The following is a 12,822-nucleotide window of genomic DNA, read 5'->3' as shown; positions in this document are numbered from 1 at the left end:
CTCACTGCGCGGCCCGGCCGTAACCGGACGCGTACCGCATGATTTCTTCCTGATTGGTCTTGGCGGTCTCAAGCACGCCCGTGATCCGGCCCTGGTGGAAAACGGCGATACGATCCGTCAGTCCCAGAATTTCCGGCAGTTCCGAACTGATGAGAATGACGCCGATGCCCTGTGCAGCCAGCTCGTCCATGATCTTGTAGATCGCGAATTTTGCGCCGACATCGATGCCGCGCGTCGGCTCGTCGAAAAACAGCACGCGCGACTGCCGGAACAGCCATTTGCCAATGATGATTTTCTGCTGATTGCCACCTGAAAGCAGCCGCACCGTCTGTTCGATCGAAGGGGTACGGATGTTAAGGAGATCGACGTAACGTCTGGCGACATCGTCGTGCTTCTTGAAGTCGATCAGCCCGAAGCGGTTGGAGACCTCGCCGATATTGGCAAGCGTCGTATTGGCCGCAACCGACATCTTGATCGCAAGACCATCGCTTTTGCGGTCTTCGGACAGATAGGCGATACCCTCTTCGATGGCATCTCGCGGGGAACTGATGGAAAGCTCCCGCCCGTTGAAAACGACCTTGCCAGCATCCAGAGGATCGGCACCGAAGATAGCCCGTGCGACTTCCGTGCGACCCGCACCCATCAGTCCGGCAAAGCCGAGAATCTCACCGCGCCGCAGCGAGAAACCGACATCGTGGAACACACCCTTACGCGTCAGCCCTTCCACAGAGAAAATAACATCATCCGTAGGGCGCGACGTGCGTTCCGGGAACTTCTCCTCCAGCGAACGCCCGACCATGCGCGTGACGATATCGTCAACGGTGATCGATGCAAAATCGTCGGTGGAAATATAACGCCCGTCCCGCAAAACCGTCACGCGGTCGACGATTTCGGCCATTTCATCGAGCCGGTGGGAAATATAGACGATGCCGACGCCAGAAGCCTTGAGATCGCGGATCACCTTGAACAATAGCCGCGTTTCCTGCTCGGTCAGCGAGGAGGTTGGCTCATCCATGATGAGGACTTCAGCATCCAGGGAAAGCGCCTTGGCAATTTCCACCATCTGACATTGAGCGACCGAGAGGCCTCGGACAATCTGGTCAGGGTCGATATCGACGCCCAGCCTATCGAGACAGCGCTTTGCATCAAGCCGCAGTTTCTTGCGGTCGACGAGGAAACCACGGCGCGGCTCGCGGGCGAGATAGATGTTCTCGGCAACGGAAAGATGCGGAACGAGGTTGAGTTCCTGATGGATGATGGCGATGCCGGCGGCTTCGGATTCCAGCGGCGATGCATATTGCACTTTGACGCCCTTGTGCAGGATGGTTCCGTCGCTTGGCTGGTAAACGCCGCTGATGATTTTCATCAGGGTGGATTTTCCGGCACCGTTTTCGCCGCAAACAGCGTGAACCTCGCCGCTGCGCAAGTCGAAATGCACATTCGACAACGCTTTGACGCCCGGAAATTCCTTGCTGATGTTTTCGAGACGCAGGAGGCCTGAACCAAGGCCGCGCGCCGTCTCCTCAGGCGAAAAATCGCCTCGAATTGTCGATGCGCCCTGCGACATCAAGAAACCTCCACCCGCGCTCCCCGCTCCACCGGGGGCAATAATGAGCCAAATGGTTAGGCCGCTTTTTTAAAATGGTCAAGCCAATTAGCCCAAAATTTGAATCCCGCGTCTGGTACACGCAAAATCATCTCAAAAGAATTATTGAAATAATATCGTAAATTCATGTATTTAAGTAATTTCTTGCGTATTGATGCGCTTGGCGCTACGGTAAGGCCAAATTCAGATAACAGACAAGGTTCGTCAGAAAACACATGAATGGTCAGGCCAAAATAGCGGAACCACGCAGGCTTTATCAGCAGATTGCGGACCAGATACGCGAGCTGATCGATCTGGGAGAGTTTCTGCCTGGAACACGACTTCCCGCCGAACGGGAACTGGCACAGAAGCTCGGGGTTTCAAGACCATCACTGCGCGAGGCACTGATTGCGCTTGAAATCGACAACACAGTCGAAATCCGCATGGGTTCCGGTGTCTATGTGTCCACCGAGGCCCTTCAGACAACCCACAACACCAAATCCTTGGGCGACAGCCCCTCCGAATTGATGCAGGCGCGCGCAGCGCTGGAAGGCGCGACAATCGTACTGGCAGCGAGCCGCATGACCGATGAAACGATTGCAAACCTTCGCCAGATTCTCAACACGATGCAGCAGGAAATCGAGGCCGCGCGCAAACCTCTCGATCAGGACCGGCTTTTCCACGTCACCATTGCCGAACAATCCGGTAACAGCGTTCTGGCCCGGCTGGTGGCAAACCTCTTCGATGAGCGCCACAGCCCGATTTCGGCACAATTGCGTGTGAAATTTGAGGATCGCGATACCTGGACCCACGCCCTGCAGGAGCACGAAGCGATTCTGGCGGCCCTGGAGTTGAAAGATCCGCTGCTGGCGCAGGCGGCCATGCATACCCATCTGGAAGGTTCCAAGCGACGCTGGGTAGACGGCTGAATTCAAAACATAGCAGGCAATGTACCGGGGAGGAGAAAAACCCGTGAGTGAGAATTCCGAGGCAACCATTTTGCTGAACGCCAACGACAATGTCGCGGTGGCACGCCGGTCGATACCGGCCGGTGGTGCGACGGGCAGAGGCGATCTGACAGCCCGGGAGCTGATCGGACGCGGCCACAAGGTGGCCCTGACGTTTATCAGATCCGGAGACGAGGTCCTGAAATACGGACAGGTGATCGGCATCGCGACACAGGATATCGAGCCTGGCCGGCATGTGCATCTGCACAATCTCGCCATGGTGCCTTCCGAACACACGCATCAGTTCAGTGTCGATATCGAGGAAAAAGGCATGCTGCCCGAGGGCGAGCGCCGGACCTTCAAGGGTTTTGACCGGGGTCTCGGTGGCGTTGGCACACGCAACTACATCGGCGTCATCGCATCCGTGAACTGTTCCGCCACCGTGTCGCGGTACATCGCCGATTATTTCAACAAGCAGGGTGGCCTTGAAGGGTTCGACAATGTCGACGGCGTTGTGGCACTGACCCATGGCGGCGGCTGCGCGCTCAATACGAAATCGGAAGGTTATCGTCTTCTGATCCGCACCATTCAGGGTTATGCCCGCCACCCGAATTTCGGCGGTATTCTGCTGATCGGCCTCGGCTGTGAGACCAACCAGATCGCCCCCATCCTCGAACATTACAAGATGGAGGAGGGCGAACGGCTGCGCACCATGACGATCCAGCAGCACGGCGGCACACGAAAAACGATCGATGCCGCCATTGCCGAGATTAAGGCGATGCTGCCAATGGTCAATGCTGCCCAGCGCACTGAACACCCGCTTTCGAAACTGAAGGTGGCGCTGGAATGTGGCGGTTCGGATGGTTACTCCGGAATATCGGCAAACCCGGCCCTGGGATATGCATCAGACCTCATCGTCCGCAACGGTGGCACAACGGTTCTTGCCGAAACGCCGGAGATTTACGGCGCTGAACACCTGCTGACGAAGCGTGCCGTCACGCCTGCGGTTGCCGAAAAGCTGTTGCAGCGCATCGACTGGTGGCGGGATTATACCGCTCGCAACGGCGATGAGCTGAACAACAACCCATCCCACGGCAACAAGCTTGGTGGACTAACCACCATTCTGGAAAAATCGCTGGGCGCAGTGGCCAAGGGTGGCTCCATGCCACTGAAGGCGGTCTACGAATTCGCGGAAACCGTTACTGAACAGGGCTTCGTCTTCATGGATACGCCCGGTTACGATCCTGTTGCCGTCACCGGCCAGGTCGCCGGCGGCTGTAACGTCATCTGTTTCACCACCGGCCGCGGCTCCGTGTCGGGATTCAAGCCGGCACCCTGCATCAAGATCGCCACCAATTCCGAAATGTACGAGCACATGAAGGAAGACATGGACCTCAACTGCGGCGAGATCGTTACCGGCGCGGAAACCATCGAGGAATCCGGCAAACGAATTTTCGAGCACATTCTTGCAGTCGCTTCGGGAGACAAGACCGTCAGCGAGATTTACGACTACGGCGACAATGAATTTGTGCCGTGGCAGGTGGGCGCGGTTACCTGACCCGCTTCCAATATGTGCATCGGACTGTCCCACGTGAAACAAAAGGCCCGGAAATCACTTTCCGGGCCTTTTAAATTCTCTGCGCCGTTTTTGCTTAATGGCGGAAGTGACGCATGCCGGTAAAGACCATCGCCACATTATGCTCATTGGCCGCATCGATCACGTCCTGGTCGCGCATGGAACCACCAGGTTGAATGACTGCGGTGGCACCTGCTGCAATAGCTGCAAGCAAACCATCGGCGAAGGGATAAAACGCTTCAGAAGCCACAGCAGAGCCACGCGTCAGCGGCTCAGCAAGGCCGAGTGCCTTGGCCGCATCTTCCGCCTTCTGGGCGGCGATACGGGCGGAATCCACCCGGCTCATCTGTCCGGCGCCGATACCTGCCGTCTGGCCGTCCTTGGCATAGATCACCGCGTTGGACTTCACGTGCTTGGCAATCTTGAAGGCGAACTTCATGTCTTCAAGTTCCTGAGGTGTCGGCACACGCTTGGTGACCACCTTCAGTTCCAGATCCTCCACCATGCCGTTGTCACGGCTTTGAACCAGAAGACCGCCGGAAACCGTCTTGGCCGTAATGCCAGCAGCGCGCGGATCTGGCAGGCCACCAGCTGCCAGCAGTCGCAGATTGGGCTTGCGGGCGATAATGGATTTTGCCTCTTCCGTCACATCGGGTGCGATGATGACCTCGGTGAAGAGCTTAACGATCTCTTCTGCCGTTTCCGCATCGAGCGTGCGGTTCAAGGCGATGACGCCGCCGAAGGCCGAAACGGAATCGCATGCCAGCGCGCGCCGGTAGGCTTCTGCAAGTGTGGGACCCGTCGCAACACCACAGGGGTTGGCGTGTTTGATGATCGCTACAGCCGGCGCATTTTCCGGCAGGAATTCCGCTACCAGCTCGTAGGCTGCATCCGTATCATTGATGTTGTTATAGGAAAGCTGCTTGCCTTGAAGAAGCGTCGCCGTGGAAACACCGGGGCGCTTTTCGCCGGTCAGGTAAAAACCGGCGCTCTGGTGCGGGTTCTCGCCGTAACGCATTTTTTCCTTCAGCGCGCCGCCGATGGCGCGGTAATCCGGCGTCTCGATAGCCAGCGCCTCAGCAAACCAGTTGGAAATCACCGCATCATAAGCCGCAGTGCGGGCATATGCCTTGGCGGCGAAGGTCTGGCGCAGCGCGTAGGAGGTTTGACCGTCATCGGCCTGCAGGGCTTCCACCAGCGCAGGATAGTCGGACGGATCGGTGACAACAGTGACATAGGCGTGGTTCTTGGCCGAAGCGCGGATCATTGCCGGGCCGCCAATATCGATATTCTCGACCGTCGTGGGGTAGTCGCCACCCTTGGCGCGAACCTCCTCGAAGGGATAGAGATTGATGACGGAGAGATCGATCGCCTCGATACCGTGAGCCTTCATTGCCTCGACGTGATCAGCATCATCCCGGATAGCCAGAAGTCCACCATGCACGTTGGGATGCAGGGTCTTGACGCGACCATCCATGATTTCCGGGAAATTGGTCACATCAGAAACATCCGTTACCGGCAGTCCCGCGTCAGCGATGGCCTTTGCCGTGCCACCCGTCGACAGCAGCTTGACGCCAAGTTTGGACAGGACAGTCGCCAGCTCGATAATGTCCGTCTTGTCAGAAACGGAAAGAAGGGCTGTACGGATTTTGACTTTATCGGGAGCGGGGATTTTTTTGGAAACGACAGCCATCGGGCATACTCCGTTTAACGGGGAGGACAGGCTGGACTGGGATTGATCCAGCAATTGCCGCCGCGTTAACACAGCTTGCCATATTAATAAACAGCGGGGACGCGGAACGGCGAAAACTATGGCGGTTTTTGCTTGAAACTCGCCAGGAATCCTCTACGCCTTGCGTTCGATGATCCAGCGGATTTCCCGAGTATTCGCCAGATTGAATGGCAGCTCGATCTGCTGCGAAGGCCGCATGCCGGATGCATCCGCCATAAAAACATCCTCGGTCACGAAAAGCTCCAGTCCAGGCGCCGAAAACAGCCAAGTGGTTCCATCCGCTGCCTCCAGATAAACCGACTCTTCGTCCTGTTGATAAAGCTGGATGTGGGGATGGATATGGAACCGCGATACCGCCGATATGGATTGCAATTGCGCCTTCACCACATTCTCGTCGGCCCGAAGCAGATCACGGCCCTTTATCTTCGTACCGGCGACATTCAGCTCGATTTCCCGATCGTGATAGCAACCGAAATTCTGCAAATAACCGTCATGCGACGCCCACAGGACATCATTGCCATTTGCATCCGTTCCGCGGCGGCTCTCCACCTGACTGACACCGGAAATCATGATCGGCCCGAGCAGTCTCGAGCGGGATAGTCTGCAAGACGACGTGTCGGCGAGCGTGACCGTTGAATGGGCCGCCGTCGAGCGGCTCGCTCGCTGATATTCGGGTGCTGCGTTTTTCGGGAAGCCCGAATTGACGATGAACCGGCTCTTGCCACAGGACATCTCAAAGGACAGGCAGCCCGAATGGGCGTTACGCGAAAGCTCCGCCGAGCCTGGATGACCAGTATCGACGATGATGACCGTCTCATCGGTTGCAAGACGATGATAATTGACATCCGGCAGCATTTTGGACGGCCGGCCGGCTGTCTCATCATAACGAAGTACCGACACAAGTTCATTGGCAAGCGTGGCGGTGGCACCATTGAACAGCGCCAGATCGCCGCCCTGATGGCGGAAAAACCGGATGGCCGGAAACATCCTGTCAATCGCCGGCACCAGCCCCGAGGGCAGATCGTGACCGAGATTGATGTAGCTTTGCCTAAGCGGCAAAAGATCGAGCAGCAAATCCAGCATGACCCGCGGATTGCGGGAAACATGCCCGCCATCTGGAAGAATCTGGCGTTCCATTTCCTGCGCCAGCTTCATTCCGTGCCGAGTAATATGGGAAAGGCGGGTCGGCATGGCGATGGACGCGACGGCCAGCGCAATCCTGATCCGCAGCCTCGCTTCGCCATCCGGCGCATGTTTGACGATCCTGTCGAGATAACGCACGTGAAACGCAAGACTTTTCAGGAAACGACGATAAAAACCCGCATCGGCCTCATGTAAAACGACGGGAGAATGGGACAGCCAGGCAATCAGCCTCTGTGCCGCGATTTCCGGAGACCAGGCAATCCCCGCAACCCGCTTGCCGTGAATAGTCATCCATTCGGCGACGATACGGCGCGCCCGCTTGCTGGCCTCACTCGATCTGTCGGAACGGATATGCCGCAGCCAGCCGAATGCATGCAGCCGCTCTTCAAAAACCAGCGAGGGATAGTCCACCTGAAATGGCGATAGACCCCCGGTTTCGACGACGCGGCCGGCGAGCGCAATCCGGCCCCGCAGCAATTCCTCGGCAAAATACGGATCGATTGCCCTCAGATCAGTCGGCGCCGCCACCAGACCATCGGGAACGCGATTGGCAAACCGGGATATGCGCAGGCGCAAAGGAGCGAGGCCCACACACAGATGACGATACGCCATCCGCGAGAGAAGACCGGCGGCATTGATGCTGCCTGCAAAGGACCCTGACAAGCTGTGTTTCCCGTTTCACATGTTTTGTTTTTATGAGTGAACCGTGATGATCGGAACGTATCGGCAATTATCCAATGATTCGCGGAAGCTTGGCTTTTTTCTACTTCTTACGCAAGACACTGCTAAAAAACCCGTCGATGCCGCCGAACATATCCGGCGTTGTACGAAGCTCGCCTTCGGCAGTGACGGCGGCTTCCATTCCCGGCCAATCGTCCTTGCGAACGGCAACACGCTCGAAGTCCGGGTTTTCCGCCAGGACCTTTGCAATCATCGCTTCCCCTTCAGAGGGATCGAGCGAGCAATTGGAAAACACCACAATGCCGCCGGCTCCCACCAGCGTGAGCGCGTGTCGCAACATCTGGCCCTGAAGAGCGGCAAGCTTGGCAATATCATTCTCGTCCTTCGTCCAGCAGACATCGGGATGTTTACGCAACGTGCCGGTAGACGAGCAGGGGGCATCCAGAAGAACGGCGTCGAAAAGCTGTTCCGGCTGGTACTTCAGCATATTGGCTTCAACGGTTTCGGCGTGAAGACCAAGCCGGTCGAGATTTTCCCTGAGGCGGCGAAGACGATTGCCGGACTGGTCCAGGGCAGTCACCTTCGCGCCGGCAAGCGCGAGCTGGGCGGTCTTGCCGCCCGGAGCTGCACAGAGATCGGCAACACGTTTGCCGGAAATATCGCCCATCAGCTTCACAGGCATGCTGGCCGCGAGATCCTGAACCCACCAGGCACCCTCGGCAAAGCCTTCAAGCGCCGGAATCTGGCCTTCGAATTCACCCAGACGGACACTGCCATTCGGCAAAACCGTACCGCCCAGCTTTTCCGCCCAGACAGCCGGATCCTTCTTCACCGTGAGATCGATGGAAGAGGGCGTCAGCTGCGCTTCGGAAATCCTTCTGGCAACCTCATCTCCGTAAGCCGAAACAAGCCGAGCGTAGAACCAGTCCGGCAGCACGGGCACATCCGCGATCGCCTTTTCGATTTCTGCTTTTTCCCGGCCCAATCGCCTGAGAACGGCATTCACCAGCTTGGCAAAACGCCTGTTGCGCGGATCGCGGTGTGCCTGTTCCACGGCAAGATCGACCGCAGAATGATCGGGGACATCAAGGTAAAGCACTTGCGCTGCGCCAACGACAAGGACGTGATGAAGCGACCGGGCGCCCTGCGGCAACGGTCCGTCAAGCAGCATCGACAAGGCGGCTTCGATACGCGGAAGGTGGCGAAGCGCGCTGTTGACGATCGCTCTCACCAGCGCCCGGTCCGCGAGGGATAGCGCGCGATAGACGGGATTGCCGTTTTCGCTGTCCAGCATACCGTCCAGCGAAGTTTTCTTTTCCAGAACGGCCGCCAGAATGCGGGTTGCGGCAACGCGTGCAGCAAGGCCGGGTTTATCCTGGAAAGACGAAGGGCCGTCTTCGCGGCCCCTTGCATGGTCCTGTCCCGGTTTTTTAGACCGCGACGGCTTATTTTGAGTATCGGATGTCAAGACCACGGTCCCTTGCGCTCGTTTTCTTTGCCTCGTCCCCAGCCCGTATTGGGAACGGAGCCTGATTTGCGCTGAGGTCTATCACCCGATGGCGCTGGCGTCGATCCTCGCGGGGAAAACTCCTGTGCCATGGCGTGAAGCGCCGCCACCCGGTTTTCCGTATTCGGATGCGTAGAAAACAGGTTGTCCATGCGCTCACCGGACAGGGGATTGATGATGAACATATGCGCCGTCGCCGGGTTACGCTCCGCATCCTCATTATGAATGCTCTGCGCCATGCCCGAAATTTTCTGCAGTGCCGAAGCGAGCCAGAGCGGATTGCCGCAAATTTCCGCTCCCCGCCGGTCGGCAGAATATTCCCGCGTACGGCTAATGGCCATCTGCACCAGCATCGCGGCAAGCGGCGCCACGATCATTGCAACAAGTACGCCGATAAAGCCCAGCGGATTATTGTTGTTTTCACGATTGCCACCAAAGAAAAACGCGAAGTTGCCGAGCATGGAGATGGCGCCTGCCAGCGTCGCGGTCACAGTCATCGTCAGCGTATCGCGGTTCTGCACATGGGCCAGCTCATGCGCCATGACACCAGCCACTTCTTCAGGGGTGAGGCGCTCCAGCAGGCCCGTCGAGGCGGCGACAGCGGCATTCTGCGGGTTTCTTCCCGTCGCGAAGGCGTTCGGCTGCGGGCTGTCATAAATATAAACCTTGGGCATCGGAAGATCGGCATTATGCGAGAGATCGCGGATCATGTGGAAAAATTCAGGCGCATTCGCCTGATCGATCTCGCGTGCACGATAGGCCGACAGGACCATCTTGTCCGAATTCCAGTAGGAGAAAAGATTCATACCAGCGGCAACAAGCAAGGCAATCATCATGCCGCCCTTACCGCCGATCAGAAAACCGACACCCATGAACAATGCCGTCATGAAGGCCAGAAGCATTGCCGTGCGCATCATGTTCATATGTCAAATTCTCCTTGTTACCACTCAGGAAATATTCCGGGGTTTATAAAGCCCATCTGTTTATATAATCTGGTGAACGGCAAACATATTTCAATATCCCGTCATAGGGAGGATTACTCATGCAGGATGCGGATAATGACAACGGCGCGGAAATGCTCAAGCGGCTTTCGCCGGCGGCGGAACGTGCGTTGAAGGAAGCGGAAGAACGGCGCAAACAACAGGCGGATCTTCAATTGCCGCAGGAAACCGGCGGTCGCGGCGGCGCGGAACCTGTTCGTTTCGGTGACTACGAAATAAACGGCCGCGCTATCGACTTTTGAGCACCACGGCGTAAAAATACCCGCTAAACGCGGGTATTTTATCAATTAAAACAAATACTTGCTTATTTTTGCTCCAGAAGGCGGCAAACGGCTTCCAGCTGCTCTAGCGTGCGGTATCCGATGCGGATTTGTCCCGATCCGCCTTTGTGGCTAATCTTCACGTCCAGACCAAGAGCATCCGACAGGCTGCGTTCAAGCGCGACCGTATCGGAATCCTTCTCAGCCGAAGGCCGCTTCTCCAAGACGTCACCCTGCGACTTGATGTCGTTTTGCGCCAGGCGCTCGGCATCACGCACCGAAAGACCCTTGGAAACGATAGTCCGAGCCAGACCCGACGGATCGGAAGTGGAAACAAGCGCGCGCGCATGGCCAGCGGAAAGCGAACCGTCCGCCAACATGTCCCGAACCGGATCGGGAAGTTTCAGAAGACGAAGGCTGTTTGCAACATGGCTTCGGCTCTTGCCGATGATTTCACCGAGGTCGTTCTGAGTGTAGCCATGTTCGGCGATCAACTGCTCATAGCCCATCGCTTCTTCAAGCGGATTGAGATCGGAACGCTGGACGTTTTCGACGATAGCCAGCTCCAGAGCCGTGCGGTCGTCTACATCCCGAACGATGACAGGAACGTCCGTAAAACCGGCCAGCTGTGCCGCGCGCCAGCGCCGTTCACCAGCGATTATCTCGTAACGGTTGACGCCAATCGTTCGCACGACCACAGGCTGAACAATCCCGTGCTGACGAATGGATGAGGCAAGATCCTGCAACTCATTTTCGTCAAAGTGTCGACGTGGGTTTCTCTGGCTGCGAGCGATGAACTCGATCGGGATGGCGCGATCCGCACTAACGGCGCGCTGCGGTTCACCCACCGGCACAGGCTGATCCATTTCGCCGATCAACGCCGCAAGACCGCGTCCGAGTCGACGCTTGGAAAGATCATCACTCATAAGATATTACTCCATATAGTCCGGCAAAACGTCAGGCCGCCTTGCGCAGACGCTCTCTCTGGATCACTTCGGACGCCAATTGCAAATAAGCCTGACTGCCAGCGCATTTCAGATCATAAAGAATTGCCGGTTTACCATAAGACGGCGCTTCGGAAACCCGAACATTGCGCGGAATGAGAGTGTGGTAAACCTTTTCTCCCAGATGCATCCGCACATCGGAAACCACCTGCTGGGCAAGATTGTTGCGCGCATCGAACATCGTGAGAACGATACCCTGAATATCAAGCTGCGGATTGACGGAGCCGCGTATCTGGCTAACCGTATCCAGCAGCTGGCTGAGGCCTTCCAGCGCAAAGAACTCGCACTGCAACGGTACCAGCACCGAATGGGCGGCGGTCATGGCATTCATCGTCAAAAGATTAAAAGAGGGCGGGCAATCTACCAAAATATAGGAATAGTCTCTGGCTTCCTGCGTCTCCATGGCGGTACGCAACAGAAAGACGCGGTTGGCAACATTCGCAACCTGCATCTCAAAGCCCAGAAGATCCATCGTTGACGGGACGATATCGAGGTTCGGAACTGCTGTCGGAACCGCAACTTCGGAAACGGTATGATCACCCACCAGAAGATCATAGGAAGAAAGCTTGCGCTCTTTGCGGTCGATTCCTAAACCTGTGCTAGCATTACCCTGCGGATCAAGATCAATGATCAGCACCCGCTCACCAATAGCCGCCAATGCAGTAGCCAGATTGATGGCCGTCGTTGTTTTTCCAACGCCACCCTTCTGGTTTGCGACTGCGATAATCCGGTTTTTTTCAGAAGTCATACCGCACCTGACCAGCTCGTCAGTGCCTCTTAGTGAGGTTACTGATTTCAAGAACAACAGAATCTGCCTCAATGGCACTCTGGTGTTTTATCAGATCAAACTGCCAGCGGCCATGCGCTTTCTGCAGTTCGGATTCATAATCCCTGCCTTTATTGAAATATGCCCTGAGATTTGGATTATTCTGCGCCCACGGGTGAATATATTCGAAAAGTAAATTCATCTCGGCGAGGGCTCTCGCCGAAATCGCATCGCAATTTTCAACGGTTTCAGGCGCTTTTTCAATTCTGACTGGATGAACCGCGCCTCTTGCGCCGGTTTCCTTCAGCGCAATTCGCAAAAACGCAGCCTTTTTATTGTTGCTCTCTACCAGATCGACCCAACCATCACCCAGTTCCGCGAGAAAAATCGCTGTAATGACGCCCGGAAAACCGCCGCCGCTTCCCAGATCAATCCATTTTTGCGGTTGAGGGGCGAGCTGAAATATCTGTGCACTGTCCGCGACATGCCGGCTCCAGAGCTCAGTGAGAGTCGAAGGCGCAACCAGATTTGTGGTTTTGTTCCACTTCTTGAAAAGCTCGACGAAATGCTCGAGCCTCTCCTGTGTTTCACGTGAAACACTCTGGCCGTTTATCTTCATG

General features: G+C 56.5%; 11 protein-coding genes. 3 read left to right on the top strand and 8 right to left on the bottom strand.

The features are described 5' to 3' along the window. Window position 1: 1 nt before the first annotated feature. Window positions 2-1,567: a sugar ABC transporter ATP-binding protein gene (locus FB593_RS15265; RefSeq protein ID WP_013637002.1), complete on the bottom strand. Its 1,566-nt coding sequence runs from the start codon at window positions 1,565-1,567 to the stop codon at window positions 2-4. Between the two features lie 254 nt (window positions 1,568-1,821). Between FB593_RS15265 and FB593_RS15260 the strand changes: the two genes are divergently transcribed. Together FB593_RS15260 and FB593_RS15255 are read left to right on the top strand one after the other, a co-directional pair. Then, entirely contained in the window at window positions 1,822-2,514 is a 693-nt protein-coding gene (locus tag FB593_RS15260; RefSeq protein ID WP_013637003.1) for a FadR/GntR family transcriptional regulator, read from the top strand. Window positions 2,515-2,557: 43 nt separating this feature from the next. Continuing rightward, entirely contained in the window at window positions 2,558-4,090 is a 1,533-nt protein-coding gene (locus FB593_RS15255; protein WP_112497285.1) for a UxaA family hydrolase, read from the top strand. 94 nt (window positions 4,091-4,184) lie between these two features. Here the strand turns inward: FB593_RS15255 and purH are convergent, their stop codons facing one another. The 4 genes from purH to htpX form a co-directional block, all read right to left on the bottom strand. Further along, window positions 4,185-5,801 (bottom strand): bifunctional phosphoribosylaminoimidazolecarboxamide formyltransferase/IMP cyclohydrolase, encoded by a 1,617-nt coding sequence (gene purH / locus FB593_RS15250; protein WP_013637005.1) that lies wholly within the window; start codon window positions 5,799-5,801, stop codon window positions 4,185-4,187. 153 nt (window positions 5,802-5,954) lie between these two features. Next, window positions 5,955-7,595 carry a heparinase II/III domain-containing protein gene (locus FB593_RS15245; protein WP_080581008.1) on the bottom strand — a complete coding sequence of 547 codons (1,641 nt, stop codon included), beginning with the start codon at window positions 7,593-7,595 and terminating at the stop codon, window positions 5,955-5,957. Between the two features lie 151 nt (window positions 7,596-7,746). Further along, window positions 7,747-9,132 (bottom strand): RsmB/NOP family class I SAM-dependent RNA methyltransferase, encoded by a 1,386-nt coding sequence (locus tag FB593_RS15240; RefSeq protein WP_113473342.1) that lies wholly within the window; start codon window positions 9,130-9,132, stop codon window positions 7,747-7,749. Next, window positions 9,129-10,094, bottom strand: coding sequence for a zinc metalloprotease HtpX (gene htpX, locus FB593_RS15235; RefSeq protein WP_113473343.1), 966 nt, complete (start codon window positions 10,092-10,094; stop codon window positions 9,129-9,131). Before htpX ends, FB593_RS15240 begins: the two co-directional genes overlap by 4 nt. 119 nt (window positions 10,095-10,213) lie before the next feature. Here htpX and FB593_RS15230 point away from each other — a divergent pair, with 119 nt between their 5' ends. Then, the gene (locus FB593_RS15230; RefSeq protein ID WP_003516384.1) at window positions 10,214-10,414 is read left to right on the top strand and encodes a DUF1674 domain-containing protein; all 201 of its coding nucleotides are present in this window, start codon (window positions 10,214-10,216) and stop codon (window positions 10,412-10,414) included. A gap of 62 nt (window positions 10,415-10,476) precedes the next feature. On the opposite strand, the gene FB593_RS15225 is transcribed toward FB593_RS15230, so the two are convergent. Genes FB593_RS15225 through rsmG form a run of 3 tightly spaced genes read right to left on the bottom strand, consistent with a single transcriptional unit; the run spans window position 10,477 to window position 12,821 of the window. Further along, window positions 10,477-11,358 carry a ParB/RepB/Spo0J family partition protein gene (locus tag FB593_RS15225; protein WP_013637009.1) on the bottom strand — a complete coding sequence of 294 codons (882 nt, stop codon included), beginning with the start codon at window positions 11,356-11,358 and terminating at the stop codon, window positions 10,477-10,479. A gap of 31 nt (window positions 11,359-11,389) precedes the next feature. Further along, on the bottom strand, window positions 11,390-12,184 hold the full coding sequence (locus FB593_RS15220; RefSeq protein ID WP_111790443.1) for a ParA family protein: 795 nt from the start codon (window positions 12,182-12,184) through the stop codon (window positions 11,390-11,392). 19 nt (window positions 12,185-12,203) lie between these two features. After that, window positions 12,204-12,821 carry a 16S rRNA (guanine(527)-N(7))-methyltransferase RsmG gene (rsmG, locus tag FB593_RS15215; protein WP_065662924.1) on the bottom strand — a complete coding sequence of 206 codons (618 nt, stop codon included), beginning with the start codon at window positions 12,819-12,821 and terminating at the stop codon, window positions 12,204-12,206. Window position 12,822: the final 1 nt, after the last annotated feature.

This window comes from Rhizobium sp. SJZ105, assembly GCF_007828365.1.
Classification (GTDB): domain Bacteria; phylum Pseudomonadota; class Alphaproteobacteria; order Rhizobiales; family Rhizobiaceae; genus Agrobacterium; species Agrobacterium tumefaciens.
The sequence above is the reverse complement of the archived record's forward strand: the minus strand, read 5'-3'. Positions and strand labels throughout refer to the sequence as shown.

Bases quoted from the DNA above. Each gene is read 5' to 3' on its own strand.
- FB593_RS15265 (WP_013637002.1), bottom strand. From the start codon at position 1,567: ATGTCGCAGGGCGCATCGACAATTCGAGGCGATTTTTCGCCTGAGGAG.
- FB593_RS15260 (WP_013637003.1), top strand. From the start codon at position 1,822: ATGAATGGTCAGGCCAAAATAGCGGAACCACGCAGGCTTTATCAGCAG.
- purH (WP_013637005.1), bottom strand. From the start codon at position 5,801: ATGGCTGTCGTTTCCAAAAAAATCCCCGCTCCCGATAAAGTCAAAATC.
- FB593_RS15245 (WP_080581008.1), bottom strand. From the start codon at position 7,595: ATGGCGTATCGTCATCTGTGTGTGGGCCTCGCTCCTTTGCGCCTGCGC.
- htpX (WP_113473343.1), bottom strand. From the start codon at position 10,094: ATGAACATGATGCGCACGGCAATGCTTCTGGCCTTCATGACGGCATTG.
- FB593_RS15230 (WP_003516384.1), top strand. From the start codon at position 10,214: ATGCAGGATGCGGATAATGACAACGGCGCGGAAATGCTCAAGCGGCTT.
- FB593_RS15225 (WP_013637009.1), bottom strand. From the start codon at position 11,358: ATGAGTGATGATCTTTCCAAGCGTCGACTCGGACGCGGTCTTGCGGCG.
- FB593_RS15220 (WP_111790443.1), bottom strand. From the start codon at position 12,184: ATGACTTCTGAAAAAAACCGGATTATCGCAGTCGCAAACCAGAAGGGT.
- rsmG (WP_065662924.1), bottom strand. From the start codon at position 12,821: ATGAAGATAAACGGCCAGAGTGTTTCACGTGAAACACAGGAGAGGCTC.